This is a genomic window from Apilactobacillus sp. EABW-1NA (assembly GCF_030398685.1).
Classification (GTDB): Bacteria; Bacillota; Bacilli; order Lactobacillales; family Lactobacillaceae; genus Apilactobacillus; species Apilactobacillus waqarii.
In genome coordinates, this window is the sequence record NZ_JAPDKO010000010.1 from 1 (window position 1) to 24,029 (window position 24,029).

Consider the following 24,029-nt stretch of genomic DNA (forward strand, 5'->3'; position numbering starts at 1 on the left):
ATATATATCTTATTACAACAATTATCGTATAAAACAAAAACTGGGAGGAATGTCACCGGTTGAATACCGGATCAATTCCTCCCAGAAAATAGCATAACCATCTTCCAATTTTAGGGGTTCAGGTCAAATGCTTTTTTATTTATATAAATGATTCATCTTTTTAATTTCGCTTTTGACATTTTCAACAATGCTACTTGGCGATATAACTTTTGCATTTACTCCTAGACGCAAAATATCAGAAATAACATACTTTGTATGCCTTTTTGGAAATGATGCCTTTAACATTAGTTTTCCGTTGTCATATTTAGAATATATACCATTGTATAACCAATGATTAGTAATATCGTCTTTATTCCTTTTATTAACGATTATTTTTATCTTTATCCATTCATCATCATCTAATCCTTTTTGATACCACTCATTAAATGACATGATACCGGTCGGTATTTTATATCCAGGATATTCATTTAAAACCGTAATCTGATCAACTCTAACATTTGGATATGTCCCATCATTGATATCATATCCTACCATATACCAATATCCATTCCATGCGTATAGACCAATCGGTATTAGCTTTCTTTCTTCGTTTTTATAACTAACCATGATTAACATTTTTTTGCCAACATAATCATATATTTGTTTTATATTTTTTACCTTTAATCCACGATTCGGATAGATAAATTTAACCCCCATGTCTTCTTCAACATCGTATTTTTCAAACCAGTCTTTGATTTTTAATTGAATTTGTTCTGAAGTTGTAGAAAAAGGTGTCTCAATTACTTTATTTAACATTTGCAAGGAGAATAGTATTGCTTTTGCTTCATCTGATGAGGAAGAAATCGGTGGAAGTTTTATACTATCTAAAACGCGATATCCGCCATTTTTCCCTTTTTCGGCATAAATGGGCACACTTAAAGATGAAAGCATCTCTAGGTCCCGAAAAATCGTCCTAGTGGAAACATCAAAGTGTTTGGACAACTCATTCGTGGTGAATTGACGATGCATATAAATATATAACCAGATTTTGATGATTCTTTCAGTTTGTTGCAAACTAGCTCCTCCTAATAAAAAAGGAGATGGAATCCCATCTCCTTTTTGCTATTGTTGTTCTTGGATTCCTAAAACATGTCCCTTATTATCTTTTACTAGTGCCTGAGTAAAACCAGTGTCAGTTGTGAATTTAGGTACAACGATACTACCACCATTCTTCAAAACTTCATCAATAGTGTCACTAACACTTTCAACACCAATGTATAAAGCGACCCATTCTTCTTTATCTTTTGAGTATGGATCTGCAATTGCCGCTAGCATATGGTTAGGACTTTTAGGGTCCATTACTCGATATTCCATCTCACCAGCAGGTGGATAAACATTCCATCCAAAAACATTTTGATAAAAATCTACCATTTCTTTTGAATTGTTTGAAGTAATTTCAATAAAAGTAATTGGGTTTGCCATATTAACAATACCTCTTTCTATAATTTCAAAATTAATTTTAGAGGTTTAATATGACATACTACTTCATATTATAATTTTTATTTTGTAATGTAATCTAAAATTGCATACATCACTTGTTTATTTTCTTTTGGTACTGGTCTAGCTAAGATATCTTCATTTGTTTGATTCAAAGCTGATCCTTCGACGTACTTATTATCATTGGTAACAATTTCTCTGACTTCGTCAGTCCCTAATTCAAAATGGAATTGTAAACCAACAATTCTATCACCAATGATGAATCCTTGGTTTTCTACCAAGTCACTGGAGAATAATAATTCACCGTTCTTTGGAATTTCAAACATTTCACCATGCCAATGCATTGCAGTAAGCTTGTTATAAATTCCAGGAATGCGTTCGGATCTTAAGTATACAGGTGCCCAACCTACTTCCTTGGCTGTTGAAGTGGTAATCTTGGCACCAAATGTTTTGGCAATTTGTTGCGCACCAAAACAGGCACCGTAGATTGGAACATCTTTTTCAGCAAGTTCTCTAATAATATCGCGTTCGAACTCAATCCAATCAATATCATCGTTAACACTCATTGGACCACCCATGATAACTAGCATATCTGTTTCATCTACCTTTGGTAGAATCCCAAATTGGTAAGGATGGTAAATGTAGACATCGTGTCCCCTGTCATGTGCCCAATCCAAAATCGAACCTGGTCGTTCATTTGGAGTATGTTGAATAATATTAATACGCATAATTTTTCGCCTACTTTTATATTTAATTTTTTATGTTTGATATTTTTTAATAGAAAGTAATATATACCTAAATTGTTGGGAGTGCAAAAAAAGACACCTGAAGGGGTTCATTTTTTAGGTTAGCCTTTGTCGGTGTAAAAGCTACCAAGCTTATATGTAGTGACTGGTTGGACATAATATTGGTATTTAGCAACAAGGTCACAAATCTTATCACCATTAATTAAAGTAATCACTCTTGTTCCTTGTCTAGCAACTTTAATTGCTTCTCTTGTAAAGTCTGATGTGGTAATGAAAATACCGAATTCCGCATTATATTTATCCATGGCACCTCTAAACTTATCAATTTCAGGTGTTGAAACTTTGCTTTCCCATCTTTTAGATTGTAGTGCCACTCGTGTGGTTCTGAAATCGTTAGATGTAATATACCCAAAACCATCTAAACCGCCATCAGCAACATATTGGATGCCAATTTCATCATCGATATCGACTCCCATTTGCTTTAATAGCCCTCGACTAAATAGCTCAAACTTTTGTGGACTCATACTTGATAATGCATTCAATAATTGATCTCTCCAAGGTTCATTATCAACTGTATCATCATCAATATCATCTATAATTTCATCAGCCTTAACCTTCGATTTCTTGTTATCAATCAAAAAAGGTAATACATCCCTGCTTCTGGAAAAATTATTTAGGTTAACAGTTCTTCCACTTTCAGATAATTCTAAAACTCTATTATCTTCGGTTACAAAATAACCTGACTTTATTAGTTTCTTAACTGCATGATTAAATAGGTATTGGAAAGGATGGTATTTAGCGCCAGATTTTTTTGAAACCTTTACCTCATCAACCTCATCTTCAGAAAATACATCAGAATTATCTCTAATTTCGCTTCTGATTTCTTTTCTGGTCATTTTGCCGCCAAGGGTCTGCATAACTTTTATGGCTTCTATCATAGCCTTTTCTTCTTCAATGTCGTGTTTATTTTTAGACATAATAAAATGCCTCCATGTTTTTAGTTATTACTTTAATTATAAATCGTAGATTGATTGTTAACAATGTAAGCTGATGACAAATGAAAAAAGACACCCTCTCACAGGGTGTCTTTTCCTTTATCTATCTCTTTTCAAATACAGTCACTGATTCAACGTGAACAGTTTGTGGGAATTGGTCAACCGGTTGAACTGGTTGAGTAATTTCATAACCGTATTCAGCTAAACGACGAGCATCACGTACTAATGTTGATGGGTTACATGATACATAAACAATCTTCTTAGGTGCTACTTGAGCAGCACTGTCGATGAATGATGATGCAAGTCCCTTACGTGGAGGATCAACCATGATAACATCTGGTTTCAATCCTTGTGCTTGCCATTTTTCCATTTGGTCTTCAGCACTACCTGTTACGAAAGTAGTGTTGTTGATGTGGTTCTTTTGCGCGTTAATCTTAGCATCTTCGATAGCTTCCTTAACGATTTCCACACCGTAAACCTTCTTAGCATGTTCAGCAACGGCTAGTGAAATAGTACCGATACCACAGTAAGCATCGATTACTGTTTGAGTACCATCTAGTTGCGCTTTTTCGATTGCTAGAGAGTAAAGCTTTTCAGTTTGTTCTGGGTTAACTTGGTAGAATGAGTTCAATGAAATAGCGAACTTCAAACCAAGTAACTTGTCTTCGATGTACTTCTTACCATCTAGGCAAACAGTACTCTTACCTAACAAACCGTTACCATCTGACAAGTTGATGTTTTGCATGATACTTGTTACTTCTGGTAAGGCTTCCTTGATTTCACGAACGATGATATCAACCATTGGAATCTTCTTGGTACGAGTAATCAAACCAATCATCATTTCGTTAGTGTAGTGACCTCTTCTAACCATGATGTTTCTAATCACACCACTGTGCTTAGTTTCATTGTATGGTTCGATGTGATACTTACGTAGGATGTCTCTAACGACAACGATTGCCTTGTCGATTTCAGGATCTTGGATGTAGAAATCTTCAATGGTTACTAAGTCGTGTGAATGCTTACGGAAGAAACCAGTTTGTAGCTTTCCATTAATTGAACGAACTGGAATTTGGGCCTTGTTTCTGTAATGAGTTGGGTTATCCATCCCAATAGTTGGCAATACTTCAACATCCATCTTTGACTTATCGAAAAGTTCTTGGATTTGGTGTTGTTTAAATTCCAATTGTGCATCGTATTTTAGATGTTGTAATGGAGCGATTCCTGTACGAGTGTAGTTTCTGTCGATGTTTTCTACACGATCTGGTGACTTAGTTAGTAATTTTTCTAACTTAGCGAAACCAAAGTTTTGGTTAACTTTGATTACCTTAATCAAAGCTTTTTCGCCTGGAAGAGTGTCTTCAATAAACAAAGGATAATCCTCAATCTTGGCTACTCCCAAGCCTTGGTAAGTTAAGTCGACAATATCAACTTCATATTCTTCGTTCTTTGTAACTGGTGCTTTAAATTTCATATTTACCCCTTTTTCTAAACAAAAAAGTTTTGTTGTAATCTTCTAAAATAATCATACAACAAAACTTTTCGTTTTTAAATTCCACTATGATAATTTATCTACTTTGTCGACGAATTCTTTTTCCACCTTTTCAGCATCAAAACTGATAGACTTCTTTGGCATTTCATCGACATTAGCAAACATTTCAATGTGTTGCTTTAAGTCAATAAACGTCATTGGTGCGTCGCCACCATATTCACCATCCAAGTTAATTTGCATCTTGTCTTGAACAGGATTAGCAACTAACTTGCTGGTCTTCTTGTAAATGATTCGAGGGTCATTGATATGGCGCCCACCACTTAAGACTTTCGCAAGTAGTTGAACAATTTCAACGATGTTACTGGTCTTAACAATAATCATTGTAAACTTACCATCATCTAACTTGGCGTCTGGAACGATTTGTTCCAAACCACCGATTGAGTTAGTCATAGCAAGTAAAAACATTGAAGCTTTACCTTTGAACTCCCCACCATCATATTCAAGATCCATTTCGATTGGCTTAATTCTTGGAAGCAATTCAGCTCCACGAACTAGGTAAGCCAAGTAACCAAAAATAGTCTTTAAATCTGAAGGAACATCGTAGGTTAATTCGGTTAACAAACCACCACCAGCAATATTCATGAAGTATTTTTCTCCAGCTTTACCAATGTCCATGTTGAAAGTTTGGCCTTTCAAAACAACTTTGGCCGCCTCAACTGGATCTTCTCTTGGAATATGCAATGCACGGGCAAAGTCATTGGTAGTCCCAGCTGGAATAATTGCTAGCTTAGGACGCTTTTCTAGTGGTGCAATCCCATTAACGACTTCGTTAATAGTTCCATCCCCACCAGCAGCAACAATCAAGTCAAAGCCATCTAAAGATGCTCTCTTGGCTTCATCGCGTGCTGAGTTAGGTTTAGGAGTGGTTGCGTATGCACTAGTTTCATAACCAGCTTCTTCGAAAACAGCGAGAATATCAATCAAGTTGCGTTTCAAAGCCTCACGGCCAGATGTTGGATTGTATATTACACGTGCCCTTTTTTGCATTTCCAAATTCTCCTAAACTTTATTTATTAATGGATGCCATTAATAACTTGTTAACAACTTGTGGGTTAGCTTTACCACGAGTTTGTTTCATAATTTGACCAACTAAGAAACCAATAGCACGGTCTTTACCGTTATGGAAGTCTTCCACAGATTGTGGGTTGTTTGATAGAACTTCGTCAATAATTGGTTGTAATTGTGCTGGGTCTGATAATTGAACCATTCCGTTTTCTTCAACAAACTTCTTAGGTTCTTTACCTTCAGTAATACCCTTGAAGACTTTCTTAGCCATCTTAGATGAAATAGTACCATCTTCAATTAGCTTAATCATTGTAGCTAAGTTTTCTGGTGTAATTTCAGTTTCAGATAGATCTTTTTGTTCATCATTCAAGTAAGCGTTAACGTTAACTTGTAGGTAGTTAGATGCCATCTTAGGATCTGCACCTAATTTAATCATGGCGTCGAAGAAGTCGGCCATTTCCTTAGTTTGAGTAAGAACCATTGCATCGTAGTCCTTCAAACCAAAGTCGTTAACGTAACGTTGACGACGACTAGCTGGCATTTCAGGCATTGAATCGTTAATTTCGTTGATCCATGCATCTGTGATGTCTAGTGCTGGTAGGTCAGGTTCTGGGAAGTATCTGTAATCATCCGCACCTTCCTTAACACGCATTAGGACAGTCTTACCAGTTGTTTCATCGAAACGTCTAGTTTCTTGTTGAATTTCGCCACCAGCCATGATTACACGTTGTTGACGTTTTTCTTCGTATGCAAGACCTTTTCTTACGTAGTTAAATGAGTTCAAGTTCTTTAATTCGACCTTAGTACCGAATTCTTTTTGACCGTATGGGCGAATTGAAACGTTAACGTCCACGCGCATTGAACCTTCTTCCATCTTAACGTCAGAAATTCCTGTAAATAGGATTCTTTCACGTAAAGCTTCAAGGTAAGCATATGCTTCATCAGGTGAAGCTATATCTGGTTTTGAAACAATTTCGATAAGTGGAGTACCTTGACGGTTCAAGTCAACGTAAGAGAACTTGTTTCCGTGGGTATTCTTACCGGCATCTTCTTCAATGTGCATTTCTTCGATACCGATTTTCTTCTTCTTACCGTCTACTTCGATTTCAATCCAACCATCATGCGCATCAGGAGTATCCTTTTGTGTGATTTGGTAAGCCTTTGGATTATCTGGGTAGAAGTAGTTCTTACGATCAAAGTGAGGGTGTTTTTCAACTTCAGCGTGTAGTGCTAAAGCAGCCATAATACCTGATTTAACAACACCTTTGTTGGTTGATGGTAATACCCCTGGGTATCCCCAATCAATTACGTTGGTGTTTAAGTTAGGGTCAACCCCGTATTGTACGGGAGATGGACTGAAAATCTTAGAGTTAGTCTTTAATTCAACGTGGACTTCTAGTCCAATTGTAGTTTCAAAGTTCATTATTGTGCTCCCCCCATCTTTGGATCTTGCTTATGGAAATCAGTGTTTTGTTCGAAAGCGTAAGCAGCTTGGTATAGAGTTGATTCATCAAATGGCTTACCGATTAATTGCATACCAATTGGTAGTCCGTCTGAGAAACCTGCAGGAACTGACATTCCTGGTAGACCTGCCATGTTAACAGGAATGGTTAGAATATCATTCATGTACATAGTGATTGGGTCTTTTTCATCCTTCAAGCTGTAAGCTGGAGTAGGAGCTGTTGGAGTTAAGATCACATCGTAATCTTGGAAAACCTTCTTGAAGTCGTCAATGATTAAAGTACGAACTTCAGCGGCCTTCTTGAAGTAAGCATCAAAGAAACCAGCTGATAGTGAGTAAGTACCAACCATGATACGACGCTTAACTTCATCTCCAAAACCTTGTGAACGACTCTTAACGTATAGTTCTTCTAGGTTCTTAGCATCTTCTGCTCTGTAACCGTAACGAATTCCATCGAAACGTTGTAAGTTTGATGATGCTTCTGAAGGAGCAATGATGTAGTAAGCTGCTACACCGTACTTACTGTTTGGAAGAGATACTTCTTCAACAGTTGCACCTAATTCACGGTACTTGTCAGCAGCGGCTAAAATAGCGTCTTGAACATCCTTGTCGACACCTTCACCTAAGTATTCCTTAGGTAAAGCAATCTTCATACCCTTAACACCCTTATCGATGTTTGCAGTAAAGTCAGGAACTTCCTTGTTTGAACTTGTCATATCATGTTCATCTTTACCGGCAATGGCATTTAGAACTACGGCGTTGTCCTTAACAGTTCTAGTCAATGGACCAATTTGGTCTAAACTTGATGCGAATGCAATTAATCCCCATCTAGATACACGACCGTATGTTGGTTTCATACCAACGATACCGTTAAATGATGCTGGTTGTCTGATTGAACCACCGGTATCTGAACCTAGTGATACTAAGACATCCCCTGCAGCAACTGCAGCAGCGGCACCACCTGATGATCCACCAGGTACTTTGTCTAAGTTCCATGGGTTCTTAGTCTTACCATGGAATGAAGTTTCAGTTGAACCACCCATGGCGAATTCATCCATGTTGGTCTTACCAATGTTGATAGTGCCTGCTTCTTTCATCTTAGCAACGGCTGTACCATCAATGATTGGTTTGAAGTTTGATAGCATCTTTGAACCTGCAGATGTTAATACACCCTTGGTTAACATGTTATCTTTCATAGCAACTGGAATACCTGATAATACGTTATCTGGGTCAATTCCGGTCTTATCAATTTCTTGGGCTTGCTTAATTGCATTTTCTTCATCGAAAACGACGAAAGCGTTAATATCTTCATCGTTCTTCTTAGCATTTTCAATTGTTTGTCTTGTTAATTCTTCGGCGGTAATATCGCCATTAACTAGGCTTTCGTGAATGCTAAAAATATCTTTTCCTAAATAGTCCATCTTCACTAGTCCCCGCTTTCATCAATGATTGTAGGTGTTCTAATTAATCCGTCGGAAACATCTGGTGCGTTATCTAGTAATGCATCCCTTTGTCCCCAATTATCAGCAACATCTTCTCTCATAACGTTAATTTGATCTGTAACACTAAATGTTGGTTCGACATTGCTAGTATCTACATCATTTAAGGAATCAAAAATTCCCATGATACTACCTAATTGGTCAGTAAAGTATGGTAGTTGTTCATCGGTTAATTCTAGCTTAGCCAATGATGCAACGTGACTTACTGTCTCTTTACTAATTTTTTCAGACATCGTTGTTCCCTCTTTCTTATATATATTGATAATACTGCTATCAGTATTTTAACACATTCACATTAGTAACTGGTAAAAACGTGAGTATAGAAATTCTTTGATCCAGTTTTTCTTGATAAGAAACTTTGAATTCCTTCTGAAGAACTAACTTGGATATCAATTGGAATGTTGTTTGGTAAGTACTTCTTAGCTGTAGAAGCGACGTATTGAGTGAAACTAATGATTTCACTTTGACCATAGAATTGAGTGGTAATGTTAACGTGTAGACCACGTAAGCTTCCATCAACGTAATGAGCTTGAGCAGTAACACCACTTAGGTTAGGGAAGAACTTTTGTACTTGGTTCTTGAAGTTTTCAAAAGCATCTTCGTCATTACTGTTAACTTCACTAGTTGAACTATCTGGTAGGACATAGTTCTTAATATCTAGTGATTTCCAGTTATCAACACTGGTTGATCCGGCCTTATTAACTGAGTATGAGTAGAAGTTACCACCGACTAGACTATCGTTAGATGCTTGTTTGTATAAAGCAATCACGATTGGAATGTTCTTTAGATCTTTTTGTTTTCTTAAGCGTTGTAGTACTTTATCGGCAATTTCCTTACCTTGTTTTTCAATATCACTATCGCTTAATTTCTTTTGGTAAACGGCCCCATAAGCTTCCTTACGATAGTAGTAAACGGAGTTAATTCCAAGACCAACGGTCATTCCCTTAATCTTTAGAGAGCCATGACTTTGTTCCATGAAATCTTGTTCGTCCATTTGTTGTAAGTAAAGTGGTTCCTTAGTATCACTACCTGCTGGGTTTAAACCATCAGGATTGTTCTTACTCTTACGACCTAACCAATCTTCGGCAGTACTAGTGTCGATGTATTGGCCTTCTTGTAGGATGTATGTATCTGTTGGGAATTGATCCTTTGAGATACTTAGTAATCCGTTTTCAAACCCTTTTAGGTTCAATTGGTTGTCATTTTGTTGAACAGAAACCCCTCTGGATTTACTTGTTAAGTAGTGACCATTCTTAATTACACCTTGATAATAATTGCTATTAGTTTGGGAAATAACTTGAGTACCAGATGAACTGCTACTGTCATCGTTGCTTCCACAAGCTGCTAACACTAATGCACTTAGTAGTGCTACAAATAAAACGTTTAATTTTTTCAATTTGCTTTCCTCCACAAATCACTTAGTTTCATTAACTACAGCAATAAAATCTTGTTCGGTCCATACATCTACGCCGAGGCTTTGGGCCTTTGTTAACTTACTTCCGGCATCTTCACCGGCGATTAAAACATCAGTCTTCTTAGAAACGCTTCCGGTAACTTTAGCTCCATGGTTTTCTAACCATTCACTAGCCTTTGGACGTGTCCATTCTGAAAGTTTTCCAGTTAAGACCATTGTCTTTCCAGCAACTGGTGAATCAGAAGTATCAATATCGGCTTGAGTAGCTCCTAGATATTGCATATTAACACCAACTGATTTGAATTCATCAATTAGTTTTTGTGCTTCCGGATTTTCGAAGTAAGTCACAATGCTATCAGCGATTGTTTGACCCATTCCGTTAATCTCAGCAATTTCTTCTGCACTGGCAGCCATTAGCTTATCCATGTCACCAAAGTGTTCAGAGATAATTCTAGCGGCCTTAGCACCGACGTGTCTGATTCCTAGACCAAATAGTAATCTTTCAACGGAATTACTACGGCTATTATCAATTGCAGACAATAAGTTAGTTGCGGACTTGCTACCAAACTTATCTAGGGTTTCAAGTTCTTCTTGAGTTAATTTGTACAAACTAGCCGCATCATCTAACATGTGACGATCAAATAGTTGTTGGACAATTCTTGGACCCAATCCATCAATGTTCATCGCATTTCTGGATGCAAAGTGATTAATTTGTTCACTCAATTGAGCTGGACACTTTGGATTAATGCATCTCAAAGCAACTTCATCATCCAAATGAACTAGTTTGTCACCACATGATGGACAAGTTGTTGGAATGACATATTCCACACTGTCAGCTGGACGTTTGCTTGGGATATATTCAGAAATTTCTGGAATGATATCGCCCGCTTTGTGCAACTTAACAGTGTCACCAATGCGAACACCCTTTTCTTCTAAATAGTCTGGGTTGTGCAATGATGCCTTGGAAACCTTGGTACCGGCTAGTTGAACTTCGTTCATGATGGCAGTTGGTGTAACCACACCGGTTCTACCAACGGTCCATTCGATATCTAATAGCTTAGTTTCAACTTCTTCGGGTGGGAACTTGTAAGCAATCGCCCACTTTGGCACCTTCACAGTGGTTCCGATTTGTTCTTGTAAGGATAAGTCGTTTTCCTTAATAACAATTCCATCGATACCATAGCTTAGTTCATCACGACGTTGTGTGTAATATTCGATGTAGTCATGGACATCGTCCATGTTCTTAATCACACGGTATGTGGGATTAATGGTGAAACCTAAGTCCTTAAGTTCTTCCAATAATCCAGCTTGGGTATTAGTTTCTAGGTCATCGTAATTTGCAACGTTGTACATGAAGGTACTTAGTTTACGATGTGCGGTAACCTTTGAATCTAATTGTCTTAGACTTCCGGCTGCCGCGTTACGTGGGTTGGCAAAAACTGATTCACCATCTTTTTCACGTTGTTCATTTAGTTTCACAAAAGATGACTTAGGCATGTAGCATTCACCACGCACCTCAATATCGATTGGACGAGTTAACTTTTGTGGAATTGATTCAATCGTTTTCAGGTTGTTGGTGATATCTTCACCAATTGTTCCATTTCCACGAGTTGAACCTTGAACTAAAATCCCGTTTTCATAGCGAAGTGAAATTGCTAAACCATCAATTTTTAATTCACAGTTATACTCGTTGATTTCTGGATAGTTCTTATCCAAGCGATCGATGAAGTCCTTTAGTTCTTCTTCAGAGAAGACATCCCCTAAAGAAAGCATTGGAATTTCATGATTTACCTTGTTGAAACCAGGTAAAGTTTGTCCCCCAACGTTTTGAGTTGGTGAATCACTAGCAATTAAATCAGGATGGCTAGCCTCGATTTCTTGAAGTCGGCGGTAGCTCATATCGTAGACATGATCTTCTACGCTTGGACTATCTTCTTGATAGTATTGACGACTCCAAGTCTTTAGTTGGTCTTTTAATTTATTGTATTCAGTTTGAATATCGTTACTTTGATCAGTCAATTAGCTCACCTCTATTGAACTTTTTGAATTGGTGCGAATGCAGCTAATAGTCTCTTTAATCCCTTGTCTGGGAAGGCAATATCTAGCTCCATATCTTCGCCAGTACCGTTAACTTTCACAACAGTACCTGTTCCCCAGGCCTTGTGTTCAACCTTGTCACCAACGGTCCATGCCTTTTTGTCAGCACCAGTTCCTTCGGGTTTTTGAACCTTCTTAGCTGGTTGTTTGTAGGCACGTTGTTGTGCAAAACGCGCATTACGTTGGTTTCTGTTTGAATCAAATGGTGTCTTTACAGTACTGCTTTGTGCAAAGTTGTTTTCTGATTCAATCAATTCTGGTGAAATTTCATTTACAAAACGAGATTCAGGATTAGTTTGACGACGACCATATAACATTCTTGAGAACGCGTTAGTTAAGAATAATTTTTCTTGTGCACGGGTAATTCCTACGTACGCTAAACGACGTTCTTCTTCTAGTTCCTTTTCATTTTCCATTGAACGACCTAGTGGGAAGATTCCTTCTTCCATTCCCATTAAGAATACAACTGGGAATTCTAGACCCTTGGCAGCATGAAGTGTCATTAGGGTAACTTGTGGAGAATTTTCTTCAACGTCGTCTTGTGCGGAAACTAAGGCAAGATCTGCTAAGAAGTCAGTTAGTGGTTCATTACCATCTTCGTTGTCTTCTTCGCTTCTGTTGGTATCGAATTGTTGAGTTACTGAAATAAATTCTTCAATGTTTTCAATGCGAGCCTTGTTTTCAAGTGAGTTGGTCTTCTTTAGTTCTGCTAGGTAACCAGTGTCATCCAATACGTGTTGGGCAACATCTGTTACGCTACCTTCTTTGGCAACCTTTTGAATCTTAGTCATCACGTTGGCAAAGTCAGCAATTGAATTTCTAGCACGACTTGAAAGTGTGTTGTTTAAATCAACGTTCTTGGCAGCTTCTAGCATTGACCAACCGTTTTCACCGGCGAAAATTCTTAGTTTATCAACACTTGATGCACCAATTCCACGTTTAGGTTCATTGATGATACGTTCTAAACTCATTGAATCACTTGGGTTAGCGACTAGTGTTAGGTAAGCCAAGATGTCTTGGATTTCCTTTCGGTCGTAGAACTTGTGTCCACCAACAATGTTGTATGGAATGTTCGATTTTAGAAGTGTTTCTTCAATGATACGTGATTGAGCGTTGGTACGGTATAGGATAGCAAAATCATTGTATGAGTAATGCTTTTCATCCATAATCTTTTGAATTTGGGTAACTGCGAAACGTGCTTCATCAATTTCGCTTTGGCCACGGTAGTATGAAACCTTGTCCCCTTCTTTGTTTTCAGTCCAAAGGTTTTTGGCCTTTCTAGCAACGTTGTTTTGAATAACGTCGTTAGCAGCACTTAAGATGTTCTTAGTTGAACGGTAGTTTTGTTCAAGTAATGTTGTGTGGGCATCGTTGTAGTCATCTTGGAAGTTCAAGATGTTGTTCATGTTGGCACCACGCCAACCGTAGATACTTTGATCAGAATCCCCAACAACACAGATGTTTCTGTACTTCTTAGCAAGCATAGTAACTAGTTTGTATTGAGCTTCGTTGGTATCTTGGTATTCATCGACGTGAATGTATTGGAATTTGTTTTGGTAGTATTCCAATGTTTCCTTGTCGGATTCAAACAATTGGATGGTTAACATGATTAAATCATCAAAGTCCAATGCTTGGTTTCCGTGAAGACGTTTTTGGTATTCGTCATAAACCTTAGATACAGTTTCTTCAAATGGACTGTTGTGGTCGATTGATTCACTGTATTGAATTGGATCTAATAAATCATTTTTAGCGTTTGAAATAGCTGAAAGAATTGCTCTTGGGTCGTTCTTCTTAGGATCAATATCAAAATCCTTTAGAATTCTCTTTACCAAGGTTCTTTGTTCACTACTACCGGCAATGGTAAATGCACGGTTAAAACCAATCTTATCAATGTGTCTTCTTAAAATTCTGACACATAGAGCATGGAAAGTAGAAATCCAAACGTCGTTTCCACCGTAATCTAGTAGGTTAGAAACACGTTCTTTCATTTCACGAGCTGCTTTATTGGTAAAAGTAATTGCTAGGATATTCCATGGCAATACGTTTTTTTCTTCGATTAAGTAAGCAATGCGATGGGTTAAGACACGGGTCTTACCACTACCTGCACCGGCCATTATCAATAGAGGACCTTCGGTACATAATACTGCTTCTTTTTGTTTATCATTCATTCCTGAAATTAAATCGTTTACTGGCACAAAAAACACAATCCTCTCAAATTTATATATAGCTTAATTATATCATAGCTGGGCATATTTTCATTTAGCACCAAATAAAAAAGTCGGCAAATTATGCCGACGCTTTTTAATCTTCTACAAAAGTGACTTTGTCGTTATCTAGTGATTTAATTTTCGCAAGAGACTCTAGATGAATCCCTGTCTTTTCAATCAACTCGTGGCCCTTTTGGTATGACTTTTCAATTACGATACCAATTCCATTAACTGATACATTAGCTTGCTTAGCTACATCCAATAATCCTTGAACGGCTTGGCCATTGGCTAAGAAATCATCAATGATTAGTAAACGGTCATTTGGTTGAATAAATCTTTTATCGATACTAATTTGGTTGCTGGTTTGTTTAGTGTATGAATATACCTCACTAGTATATACGTCATCTGTTAGTGTTAAACTTTTGTGTTTTCTAGCAAAGACAACTGGTACATCCATGTACAATCCAGCCATTACTGCAGGAGCAATTCCAGAAGATTCAACAGTTACGATTCTAGTAATGTTGTCGTCCTTAAATAGTCTGGCAAATTCCTTACCCATTTCAGCCATCAATTTAGGATCAACCTGATGGTTTAGAAATGCATCAACTTTTAATACATCCCCAGGTAATACACGTCCGACTTCTTTAATCTTATCTTCCAGTAGTTTCATTTGATGTTCCTCCTGTAGTGGTAGTTTGTTTATCATATTGATATAGCTTGTATTTACGGATGATCTCAATAATCTTATTGCGATAAGTTGGATCAGTCGCATATCCGTCAACTTGTAGCCCCTTAGCAGCAGCAACGTAATTATCTGAATCAATTACATCCTTATACTGATTTGGGTTCCAATCAGTCCCATTTACGAGCAATAACGCGTGGCTTTCGACTGACTCGGACCAACTGTTATATACTCTAAAACGACCTGTGATGGTGATAAATTGGCCGTTTACGAACTCTTGGGTAGAAAGATTCACCGATGGCTGGTTTCCAGACGCTTTAACACCGTATAAGTTATTATATTGACTAGATAATTGACTAGTTCCCCAGTTTGACTCAAGGATTGCTTGGGCCAGACTGATACTAACTAGGATGTTGTAACGTCTTTGCACATCATTTGCGGCCGGTAATAAGGCATTGATAAACTTACGATGCTTCTTTAACACATTCTGTTGTGTATATGAATCATACGTGTAAATGCGATCAAATATCTTCATCCCGCCTGCGAATAACAGCACTCCAACGATTAAAATAAAAATAAGACATCCAAAGTTAGATGTTTTCTTCTTTCTTCTTTTTCGATATCTTCTTTTACTCACAGAATCTCTCCTTATATTATTTAATATTCTAAACTATTCACTAAAAAAAAGAAAATCAAATTTTAACTTAAATATTGTTTAATTGACAAATGACTCATTTTTCTGTAATTTTAAGGTATAAGTTAGGAGATGTATGCTTTTGGTAAAAGATAAATTAACAAGCAATGACAAATCACCTTTTGATATTGGTGATCAAGTATCATTCATGCTAGAAAAGAAGAAATTCCAAGGAATCATTGAAAAAGGATACAACAACTCATACATGATTGGTTTTCAAACTACCGATCCTGCATTAGAGGACAAATATCACGGAAAGATTGTTATTAACAACAAGAATATCACCATGGTTAAAGAAGGACCTCACAACTCCAAGGGTAAAAACAAAGATAGTGAAGCCACTGAAGACGAAGAAAAATAATAAAAAAGCACTGATGACATTAGTCATCGGTGCTTTTTTTTCGTATTCTTAATAATGGTGAACCTATTACCGGTACCAATGCTGCTGATAGAATTGCTTCAATTAAACCATTAGTTGCAGCTACAAATAATAAGTATGGTAGTAGTTGATCAACGTTAATGTGATAAATGTTAAATGCATCCCCACGATAGAATACATAGACCAAGCCTAATAACACGACTGTGTTAACTAGTGAACTAACAAATCCAGTTATTGCCATGTACATACGATATGGCTTGTTAGGCTTGTATAGATGCGTAAAAATAAGTCCTGCCACTAATCCAACCAAGATTCTAGGTAGAATAGAAACTATTGGGTTAGTAAATACGTAAATTGCTAACGGACTAGTTGGCCACCAGAATGCTCGGATAAAGGTGATTAATCCCCAAATACCACCAACAATTGCTCCATCTTTGGTTCCAAGAAGAATCGCAGCTAGTACAACTGTAATTGGAATAATAGTAACGCTAAGTGGTCCAATTGGAATGTTTCCCAATCCAGGAATACTTGTTTGTATGATAATTATTGCGATAAACACGGATAAGATGTTCATCTTGTAAGCCTTATTTCTAATGATCATCATCTCCTCTTTGAGATTTTTTTCTTTCATATAAAACGACATTGAATATTAAACACTATTTTAATTAATAAGTCCACTTATGTATAAAAAAAGAACTTCCACACGGGAAGTCCTTTTGAAAACAGAAAGATAAGTGTATCTTAACGTTTTGAGAATTGACCAGCTTTACGAGCTTTCTTAAGACCTGGTTTCTTACGTTCTTTCATACGAGCGTCACGAGTTAATAAACCGGCACTCTTTAATGAAGCACGGAAGTCAGGATCTACTTCTAGCAATGCACGAGCGATTCCGTGACGAGCTGCACCAGCTTGTCCTGAGAAACCACCACCGTTAACATTGATTAAAGCATCGTAGTTACCTGATGTTTCAGTAACATTGAATGGTTGCATTACCACTGCTCTTAAGTTAGGGAATGGAATGTAATCTTCAATATCCTTTTTGTTCATAACAACTTTACCAGTACCGGGTACTAAAATTACTCGGGCTACTGAGTCTTTACGACGGCCTGTGCCGCGATATTGTACTTGAGCCAATTAAGTTTCCTCCTTAAATTAGGTTATTAATGTCTAATACTTCAGGGTTTTGTGCTTCGTGAGCATGGTTAGCATCAGCGTATACGTGTAAGTGTAGTAATTGCTTGTGAGCTAATGTACCACTTGGTAGCATACCTTTAACTGATGTTTCAACTAACTTGTCTGGAGTATCATTTAACATTTGACCAGCAGTTTTTTGTTTTAGACCACCTAAATAACCTGTGTGGTGGGAGTATAGCTTATCGCTAGCTTTACGACCTGTTAATGCAACTTTTGAAGCATTAATAACAATAACGTTATCGCCAGTATCTACATGAGGTGTAAATGTTGGCTTGTTTTTTCCTCGTAAAATAGAAGCAACGACAGTTGATAGACGACCTAAACTGATATCAGTTGCGTCAATGATGTACCACTTGCGTTCTACTTCACCTGGTTTTGCCATATATGTTGTACGCACTTTAATCTTCCTCCATGTTTCTGTGTTTGTTCGACACCAATATAAGTTTCCGGGGCTTATTGTGGGGCAAACAATACCATGCTTTATACTACAATTTTTTAATTATAAAGTCAACCTAAAATCATCTTTGATGATGAGGTAGTTTTGTAGGATGAGCAGGATCATCTCCCTCATAGTATACATGTTTTAAGTACAGTCCGCTAGCGGGAACAGTTCTTCTTGCTTCAGTACGATCCTTAACTTCATATAGTCTTAAAATATCATGTACATCCCTTGAACCAGAACCAATTTCAACTAATACCCCTACCATGATTCTAACCATGTTATATAGGAAACCATTACCGTAAAATTCGAATATCAATTCATTTTCTTTTTCATCAATTCGACATTTTGCTTCGTAGATGGTTCTGACATTGGTTCTAGCTGATGAACCTGAGGCAACAAAACTAGTAAAGTCATGTTCACCAATCAGGTCTTTTAGCGCAATGTTAATCTTGTCGATATCAACCGGGAATCTCCATTGAGCTGTATACCTGCGTTTGAATGGATTACGGAATTCACCCATATCCATTCGATACATGTATCGCTTTCCTGATACATCGTATCTAGCATGAAAGTCACTTGGCACTTTTTCTACCTTTTTAATTTGAACATCCAAAGGTAGCATGCTGTTCAATGCCTTTAGCATGTTTTCTTCAGGCAGGTCGTATGGAAAGTCAAAATGAGCGACCTGTCCTAATGCATGAACCCCTGCGTCTGTTCTACCGGATCCATAAACGGTAATTGCTGGCTCCGGATTTTTGGCCATCTTATTAACAATCTTGGTTAATATTCCTTCGATGGTTCTTTTCTTTGGCTGACGTTGAAAACCGTAAAAATCGGTCCCATCATAAGCCATCGTGATTTTATAACGATATGACATTTCTATTATCTAACTCCTATATATAAATATAACTATCGCCATGACTAAAATTAATAGCATGCATACAAAATCATTTGGTTTCCATTTAAATGTATGGAAGTGAGAACGTTCCTTGTTAGTTTGATATCCCCTTGCTTCCATCGCAATACTTAAATCATCAGCATGCTTGAATGCACTGACAAACAAAGGTATCAATAATGGGACAAACGCCTTAACACGTTTGATTAATCCCCCATCACCGAAGTCGACACCACGAGAACGTTGTGCATCCATGATTAATTTAGTTTCATCCGTTAAGGTTGGCACAAATCTCAATGAGATTGAAATCATCAAAGAGAAAGTTTCAACAGGGAATTTAAATCGATTTAGTGGCTTTAATAGCGCACTAATACCTTGTGAAATTTCAAGTGGTGATGTTGTTAGTGTCAACACAGTCGACATCGCAATAATTAGCATAAAACGAATCGTTAATACGACTGCGTTTAAAATTCCATAACTTGTTAGTTTAACAATTCCCCATGAAAAGTAAACGTGGCCACCTGATCCAAAGAATACCTGAATCATGACTGTGAAGATAATCACCCACAGCATTGGCATTAATCCCTTGATGAAGTATCCAAAAGGACACTTTGATAACAAGACGAATACCAACACAGTGGTTGCCATCACGACGTATGTAATTAAATTGTTGGCAAAGAAAACCATGATGATATAGGCAAATGCGATTAACATCTTGGCGGCTGGATTCATTTTATGAATTAGTGAGTTACCAGGAAGGTATCTTCCAAATATAAAGTTATTCATCCTTATCTTCATTCCTTAATTTATTAATGATGCCGTTAATTAATTCGTCCGCGTCTAAAGATAACTTATCTAGTGTTACACCTTTATCAGCCAAATCCTTGGTAATCTTAACAGTCTCAGGTACTTGCAAATCATACTTGTTCAAGAAATCCACATCAGTGAATAGTTCGTCCGGATAACATTTTTTTACAACCTTACCGCCACTCATCACGACTACTCGATCAGAGTACTTAGCGACGTCATCCATTTGGTGACTGACTAAAACGATTGTCATGTTTTCTTCTCGATTAAGTCTTCTAATTAAGTCGAGAATGTATTGTTGTCCCTCTAAATCTAAACCAGCGGTTGGTTCATCCAACACAAGAATTTCTGGGTTCATTGCTAGGACTCCAGCGATTGCTACCCTTCTCTTTTGACCACCCGATAAATCAAATGGTGACTTCTTCAATAGGTCGTGGTCTAAATGAACCAATTCAGCTGCATGCATCACAGTATCGTTTAATTCGTCTCCGGTCACACCAAAATTACTTGGACCAAATGCAATGTCTTCCTCCACTGTTTCCGCAAACAATTGTTGTTCTGGAAACTGGAAGACCATTCCAATCTTTTGACGAAGTGGTTTTAGATGCTTGTTATTGGTATGACTTGTGATTTCCTTATCGCCAATCGTGACACTTCCACTAGTTGGTTTTAATAAGGCATTAATGTGTTTAATCAATGTCGATTTCCCACTACCAGTCTTACCAATAATTGAAACAAAAGAACCACTCTTTATCTTCAATGAGACATCTTCTAGAGCATGAAATTCTAATGGCGTGTTTTCTTGATATACGTGGCTTACATTTTTGAATAATATTGCGTTATCCATTCTACAATCTCCTCGTCATTCAAATAGTCATCAGAAATATCAAAGCCCTCTTCCTTCAATCTCAAACGTAATTGTTCTGAGAAAGGTAGCTTCAAACCATATTCCTCGACATTGTCTAATTCAGTGAATAGCTTTTGTGGAGTGGTATCTAGTACCATCTTACCGTCACGAATTAGAATCGTACGATCTGATTTTTCGATTTCGTTAATATCGTGTGAAATCGATAATACAGTTAAATTATACTTTGTTCTAACCTCATTAATCAAATTTGTTATTAAGTACTTTGCTTTTGGATCCAACATGCTAGTGGCCTCATCCAAGATAATAATCTTAGGATTCATGGCTAGAATCCCTGCAATGGCAACACGTTGCTTTTGTCCACCTGATAATCTGGTTGGGTCCTTTTCAGAATAGTCCAGCATATCAACGTCGGTTAATGCCTTTTCGACGGCAGTCTTCATCTTGTCTTGTGGCATGTTTCTGTTTTCTAAACCAAATGCGATATCGTCTTGAACTGTTGATGCCACAAATTGATTGTTAGGATCTTGGAAAACAATTCCAATTCTATCCCTTATGTCATTAACAGTATCTTCGTTTAATTCAATTCCATCAACTTTGATACTGCCACTTTGGGCCTTTAATAAACCATCTAGTAAGCTAATTAGTGTTGATTTTCCACTACCGTTTTTTCCGATAATGGATACCCATTCACCTTCATTAATATCAAAGGATAAATCATTTACAGCAAAGTTGGTTGAATCAGTATATTTAAATTTTAGGTTTGATACATTGATAATCTTACTAGACACTTCATTCACCCCGTTTAAAATTATGTATAAAAAAATCACTAATAGGCTATTGATGCGAAGCAAAGCTCCATTCAAGCTAGACTTGGGGCTTGCCCATCATCATAACGCTTTATATCAATAGCCCTAGTGATTTGTTGTTACTATTTAATTAAGTTTACGATTAATTAATCAACTAATTGTAAAATAACCATTGATGCACCGTCACCACGACGAGGCATAGTCTTTAGAATACGAGTGTAACCACCATTACGTTCTGCATACTTAGGAGCAATTTCATCAAATAGCTTTTGTAATGCAGTAGTAACAGTTACGTCATCACCATCTTCTTTAGCGTCAGCAACTACGTTTTGTAGGAATGCTGCAGCTTGACGACGAGCATGAAGATCTCCACGCTTACCAAGAGTAATCATCTTTTCAGCAGTTGAGCGTACTTCTTTAGCACGAGCTTCAGTGGTCTTAATTTCACCGTTTACTAACAAGTCAGTAGTTAGGTTACGTAGTAATGAACGACGGTGTGCACTAGTACGTTGTAATTTACGGTAACTCATAAATGGATATCCTCCTTTATACTAATCTTCTTTACGCAATGACAATCCAAGGGCTTCTAACTTATTCTTTACTTCAACAAGTGACTTACGTCCTAAGTTACGAACCTTCATCATGTCTGCTTCGCTTTTGTTGGTTAATTCTTGAACAGTGTTGATTCCTGCACGCTTCAAACAGTTGTATGAACGAACTGATAAGTCCAATTCTTCAATTGTCATTTCAAGCATCTTTTCTTTGTGTGTTTCTTCCTTTTCAACCATAACTTCAGTGTTCTTGGCTTCATCGGTAAGATCAACAAACATAGCAAGATGGTCGTTTAGAATCTTGGCTGCTAAACTAATTGCTTCACTAGGAGTGATGGAACCATCAGTCCAAACGTCAAGAGTTAGCTTATCAAAGTCAGATCTTTGACCAACACGTGCGTTTTCAACTTGATAATTAACACGTTCGATTGGGGTATAAATGGAATCAACTGGTAAGACACCGATTGGCATTCCATCATTACGAGCCTTATTCTCATCAGCAGAAACATATCCGCGACCCTTGTTTGCAGTCATTCTCATGTGGAATGTAGAACCTTCAGCAACTGTAGCGATGTGTAAGTCTGGATTTAAGACAGTTACATCACCATCAGCCTGAATGTCTCCAGCAGTTACTTGAGCTGGACCTGTAACATTGATTTCCATTTCTTTGTCTTCGCCATCTTCGGCATCCAACTTCAATGAAATCTTCTTAACATTTAAAATAATTTGAGTTACGTCTTCTACAACACCAGGTACTGTAGAAAATTCATGTAAAACATCATCAATTTGAATGCTAGTTACGGCTGCACCAGGTAAAGATGAAAGTAAAATTCTACGCAACGAGTTTCCAAGAGTTGTTCCGTATCCACGTTCTAGTGGTTCAACAACAACTTCTCCATAATTATCAGTTTCATCAATCTTATGAATATTAGGTTTTTCAAATTCAATCATTCTTATCTTCTACCCCTTTCAAAACGCTCTGAGTTAAATATTAATTAGTCCATCATACAGAGATGAGAATAAATTAAACTCTACGACGCTTTGGAGGACGAGATCCATTATGTGGAACTGGAGTAACATCACGAATAGCAGCAACTTCTAAACCAGTTGATTGAAGTGCACGGATAGCTGATTCACGACCTGAACCAGGACCTTTAACAGCAACTTCAACAGTCTTCATACCATGTTCCATAGCTGTCTTAGCAGCGGCTTCTGAAGCCATTTGGGCAGCAAATGGAGTTGATTTACGACTTCCACGGAATCCTAAAGCACCAGCAGATGACCAAGCAATTGCATTACCTTGCATGTCGGTAATCATAACTAATGTGTTATTAAAAGTAGAGTGAATGTGAGCAACACCAGATTCGATGTTCTTCTTTACTCTACGCTTACGAGAACCTTTCTTTTGAACCATGATTTACTAACCTCCTTTATTTATTATTTTTTCTTACCAGCAATAGTTACTTTTTTACCCTTACGAGTACGGGCGTTGTTCTTTGTGTGTTGACCTCTAACAGGTAAACCACGACGGTGACGCATTCCACGGTAAGAACCAATTTCTTGAAGCTTCTTGATATTCATTCTTACTTCACGACGTAAGTCACCTTCAATTTTGTAATTGTCAACAACTTCACGGATTTTATCTTCTTGGTCTGGAGTTAGATCACGAACACGAACATCTTCTGAAACGCCAGCCTTTGAAAGGATTTCAGCAGCTCTGCTTTGACCGATTCCAAAGATGCTAGTTAGACCAATAACGATACGCTTATCACGTGGTAAATCAATTCCGGCGATACGAGCCATTCAAACACACCTCCTGTTTATATAAAATTACTTACCTTGTCTTTGTTTATGTTTTGGATTTGAGCAAATGACCATAACACGGCCTTTTCTCTTAATTACTTTACAATTTTCACACATTGGTTTTACTGATGGACGAACCTTCATTATATAACCCTCCTATACTTCAAGACAGTATCCTTACTTATAACGGTAAGTAATACGTCCCTTGCTTAAATCATATGGTGACATTTCAACTGTGACACGATCACCAGGTAAAATACGAATGTAATGCATTCTGATTTTACCGGAAACGTGAGCTAAAATTTCGTGACCATTTTCTAGTTCAACACGAAACATAGCATTTGGTAAGGTTTCGCTAACCTTACCTTCAATTTCAATAACATTATCTTTAGACAAAGAATTTTCCTCCTCGAAAAATACGATTACTACATAAAGGTAGCCAAATGCCAAGATATTAT

Annotated in this window: 29 protein-coding genes; 2 read left to right on the top strand and 27 right to left on the bottom strand. The window is 37.4% G+C overall.

Going from position 1 to position 24,029, the window contains the following annotated elements; all coding sequences use genetic code 11:
* Positions 1-4: 4 nt before the first annotated feature.
* Positions 5-97: an IS3 family transposase gene (locus OEZ61_RS08165; RefSeq protein WP_080719905.1), complete on the top strand. Its 93-nt coding sequence runs from the start codon at positions 5-7 to the stop codon at positions 95-97.
* Between the two features lie 38 nt (positions 98-135).
* Here OEZ61_RS08165 and OEZ61_RS03915 read toward each other — a convergent pair whose 3' ends face one another.
* The 14 genes from OEZ61_RS03915 to OEZ61_RS03980 form a co-directional block, all read right to left on the bottom strand.
* On the bottom strand, positions 136-1,053 hold the full coding sequence (locus OEZ61_RS03915; protein ID WP_290046983.1) for a WYL domain-containing protein: 918 nt from the start codon (positions 1,051-1,053) through the stop codon (positions 136-138).
* 48 nt (positions 1,054-1,101) lie between these two features.
* Positions 1,102-1,461 (bottom strand): VOC family protein, encoded by a 360-nt coding sequence (locus OEZ61_RS03920; RefSeq protein ID WP_057198168.1) that lies wholly within the window; start codon positions 1,459-1,461, stop codon positions 1,102-1,104.
* A 77-nt stretch (positions 1,462-1,538) separates the two neighbouring features.
* A complete protein-coding gene (locus tag OEZ61_RS03925) occupies positions 1,539-2,204 on the bottom strand; it encodes a type 1 glutamine amidotransferase (RefSeq protein ID WP_290046984.1) in 666 nt (221 codons plus the stop codon).
* 119 nt (positions 2,205-2,323) lie between these two features.
* Positions 2,324-3,199 carry a restriction endonuclease gene (locus tag OEZ61_RS03930; protein WP_290046985.1) on the bottom strand — a complete coding sequence of 292 codons (876 nt, stop codon included), beginning with the start codon at positions 3,197-3,199 and terminating at the stop codon, positions 2,324-2,326.
* Positions 3,200-3,320: 121 nt separating this feature from the next.
* Positions 3,321-4,688: a 23S rRNA (uracil(1939)-C(5))-methyltransferase RlmD gene (gene rlmD, locus OEZ61_RS03935; protein WP_290046987.1), complete on the bottom strand. Its 1,368-nt coding sequence runs from the start codon at positions 4,686-4,688 to the stop codon at positions 3,321-3,323.
* 84 nt (positions 4,689-4,772) lie between these two features.
* Positions 4,773-5,753 carry a diacylglycerol kinase gene (locus tag OEZ61_RS03940; protein ID WP_053792865.1) on the bottom strand — a complete coding sequence of 327 codons (981 nt, stop codon included), beginning with the start codon at positions 5,751-5,753 and terminating at the stop codon, positions 4,773-4,775.
* 19 nt (positions 5,754-5,772) lie between these two features.
* Positions 5,773-7,194 carry an Asp-tRNA(Asn)/Glu-tRNA(Gln) amidotransferase subunit GatB gene (gatB, locus tag OEZ61_RS03945; protein WP_290046988.1) on the bottom strand — a complete coding sequence of 474 codons (1,422 nt, stop codon included), beginning with the start codon at positions 7,192-7,194 and terminating at the stop codon, positions 5,773-5,775.
* The gene (gene gatA, locus OEZ61_RS03950; protein WP_290046989.1) at positions 7,194-8,654 is read right to left on the bottom strand and encodes an Asp-tRNA(Asn)/Glu-tRNA(Gln) amidotransferase subunit GatA; all 1,461 of its coding nucleotides are present in this window, start codon (positions 8,652-8,654) and stop codon (positions 7,194-7,196) included. The genes gatB and gatA overlap by 1 nt, the downstream gene beginning before the upstream one ends.
* A 5-nt stretch (positions 8,655-8,659) precedes the next feature.
* Entirely contained in the window at positions 8,660-8,965 is a 306-nt protein-coding gene (gene gatC, locus OEZ61_RS03955; protein ID WP_034531556.1) for an Asp-tRNA(Asn)/Glu-tRNA(Gln) amidotransferase subunit GatC, read from the bottom strand.
* A gap of 62 nt (positions 8,966-9,027) precedes the next feature.
* The gene (locus tag OEZ61_RS03960) at positions 9,028-10,128 is read right to left on the bottom strand and encodes a CamS family sex pheromone protein (RefSeq protein ID WP_080695537.1); all 1,101 of its coding nucleotides are present in this window, start codon (positions 10,126-10,128) and stop codon (positions 9,028-9,030) included.
* A gap of 18 nt (positions 10,129-10,146) precedes the next feature.
* Positions 10,147-12,165, bottom strand: a complete 2,019-nt coding sequence (ligA, locus tag OEZ61_RS03965) for an NAD-dependent DNA ligase LigA (RefSeq protein WP_198177936.1) — start codon at positions 12,163-12,165, stop codon at positions 10,147-10,149.
* An 11-nt stretch (positions 12,166-12,176) separates the two neighbouring features.
* Entirely contained in the window at positions 12,177-14,438 is a 2,262-nt protein-coding gene (gene pcrA / locus OEZ61_RS03970; protein WP_290046994.1) for a DNA helicase PcrA, read from the bottom strand.
* Positions 14,439-14,544: 106 nt separating this feature from the next.
* The gene (locus OEZ61_RS03975; RefSeq protein ID WP_053796770.1) at positions 14,545-15,120 is read right to left on the bottom strand and encodes a xanthine phosphoribosyltransferase; all 576 of its coding nucleotides are present in this window, start codon (positions 15,118-15,120) and stop codon (positions 14,545-14,547) included.
* Complete coding sequence (locus OEZ61_RS03980) at positions 15,101-15,769, bottom strand: glycoside hydrolase family 73 protein (protein ID WP_051592211.1); 669 nt, start codon at positions 15,767-15,769, stop codon at positions 15,101-15,103. The genes OEZ61_RS03975 and OEZ61_RS03980 overlap by 20 nt, the downstream gene beginning before the upstream one ends.
* Positions 15,770-15,908: 139 nt before the next feature.
* Here OEZ61_RS03980 and OEZ61_RS03985 point away from each other — a divergent pair, with 139 nt between their 5' ends.
* Positions 15,909-16,187 carry a hypothetical protein gene (locus OEZ61_RS03985; protein WP_081034738.1) on the top strand — a complete coding sequence of 93 codons (279 nt, stop codon included), beginning with the start codon at positions 15,909-15,911 and terminating at the stop codon, positions 16,185-16,187.
* Positions 16,188-16,206: 19 nt separating this feature from the next.
* On the opposite strand, the gene OEZ61_RS03990 is transcribed toward OEZ61_RS03985, so the two are convergent.
* The 13 genes from OEZ61_RS03990 to infA form a co-directional block, all read right to left on the bottom strand.
* Entirely contained in the window at positions 16,207-16,806 is a 600-nt protein-coding gene (locus tag OEZ61_RS03990) for an ECF transporter S component (protein ID WP_057198185.1), read from the bottom strand.
* 140 nt (positions 16,807-16,946) lie between these two features.
* The gene (gene rpsI / locus OEZ61_RS03995; protein WP_034531546.1) at positions 16,947-17,339 is read right to left on the bottom strand and encodes a 30S ribosomal protein S9; all 393 of its coding nucleotides are present in this window, start codon (positions 17,337-17,339) and stop codon (positions 16,947-16,949) included.
* A gap of 13 nt (positions 17,340-17,352) precedes the next feature.
* On the bottom strand, positions 17,353-17,796 hold the full coding sequence (gene rplM, locus OEZ61_RS04000; RefSeq protein ID WP_034531544.1) for a 50S ribosomal protein L13: 444 nt from the start codon (positions 17,794-17,796) through the stop codon (positions 17,353-17,355).
* A gap of 121 nt (positions 17,797-17,917) precedes the next feature.
* Positions 17,918-18,718, bottom strand: a complete 801-nt coding sequence (gene truA / locus OEZ61_RS04005; protein WP_057198187.1) for a tRNA pseudouridine(38-40) synthase TruA — start codon at positions 18,716-18,718, stop codon at positions 17,918-17,920.
* 9 nt (positions 18,719-18,727) lie between these two features.
* Complete coding sequence (locus OEZ61_RS04010) at positions 18,728-19,522, bottom strand: energy-coupling factor transporter transmembrane component T (protein WP_290046998.1); 795 nt, start codon at positions 19,520-19,522, stop codon at positions 18,728-18,730.
* Positions 19,515-20,390 (bottom strand): energy-coupling factor transporter ATPase, encoded by an 876-nt coding sequence (locus tag OEZ61_RS04015; RefSeq protein ID WP_057198192.1) that lies wholly within the window; start codon positions 20,388-20,390, stop codon positions 19,515-19,517. Before OEZ61_RS04015 ends, OEZ61_RS04010 begins: the two co-directional genes overlap by 8 nt.
* Positions 20,360-21,187, bottom strand: a complete 828-nt coding sequence (locus OEZ61_RS04020) for an energy-coupling factor transporter ATPase (RefSeq protein ID WP_198177947.1) — start codon at positions 21,185-21,187, stop codon at positions 20,360-20,362. Before OEZ61_RS04020 ends, OEZ61_RS04015 begins: the two co-directional genes overlap by 31 nt.
* 176 nt (positions 21,188-21,363) lie before the next feature.
* Positions 21,364-21,747 (bottom strand): 50S ribosomal protein L17, encoded by a 384-nt coding sequence (gene rplQ, locus OEZ61_RS04025; RefSeq protein ID WP_034531537.1) that lies wholly within the window; start codon positions 21,745-21,747, stop codon positions 21,364-21,366.
* Between the two features lie 21 nt (positions 21,748-21,768).
* Positions 21,769-22,719 carry a DNA-directed RNA polymerase subunit alpha gene (locus tag OEZ61_RS04030; RefSeq protein ID WP_034531535.1) on the bottom strand — a complete coding sequence of 317 codons (951 nt, stop codon included), beginning with the start codon at positions 22,717-22,719 and terminating at the stop codon, positions 21,769-21,771.
* Between the two features lie 73 nt (positions 22,720-22,792).
* Positions 22,793-23,182, bottom strand: coding sequence for a 30S ribosomal protein S11 (gene rpsK / locus OEZ61_RS04035; RefSeq protein ID WP_034531534.1), 390 nt, complete (start codon positions 23,180-23,182; stop codon positions 22,793-22,795).
* 23 nt (positions 23,183-23,205) lie between these two features.
* Complete coding sequence (gene rpsM, locus OEZ61_RS04040) at positions 23,206-23,571, bottom strand: 30S ribosomal protein S13 (RefSeq protein ID WP_034531532.1); 366 nt, start codon at positions 23,569-23,571, stop codon at positions 23,206-23,208.
* Between the two features lie 27 nt (positions 23,572-23,598).
* Entirely contained in the window at positions 23,599-23,715 is a 117-nt protein-coding gene (rpmJ, locus tag OEZ61_RS04045) for a 50S ribosomal protein L36 (RefSeq protein ID WP_034531530.1), read from the bottom strand.
* 33 nt (positions 23,716-23,748) lie between these two features.
* Complete coding sequence (gene infA / locus OEZ61_RS04050; protein ID WP_034531529.1) at positions 23,749-23,967, bottom strand: translation initiation factor IF-1; 219 nt, start codon at positions 23,965-23,967, stop codon at positions 23,749-23,751.
* Between the last annotated feature and the right edge of the window lie 62 nt (positions 23,968-24,029).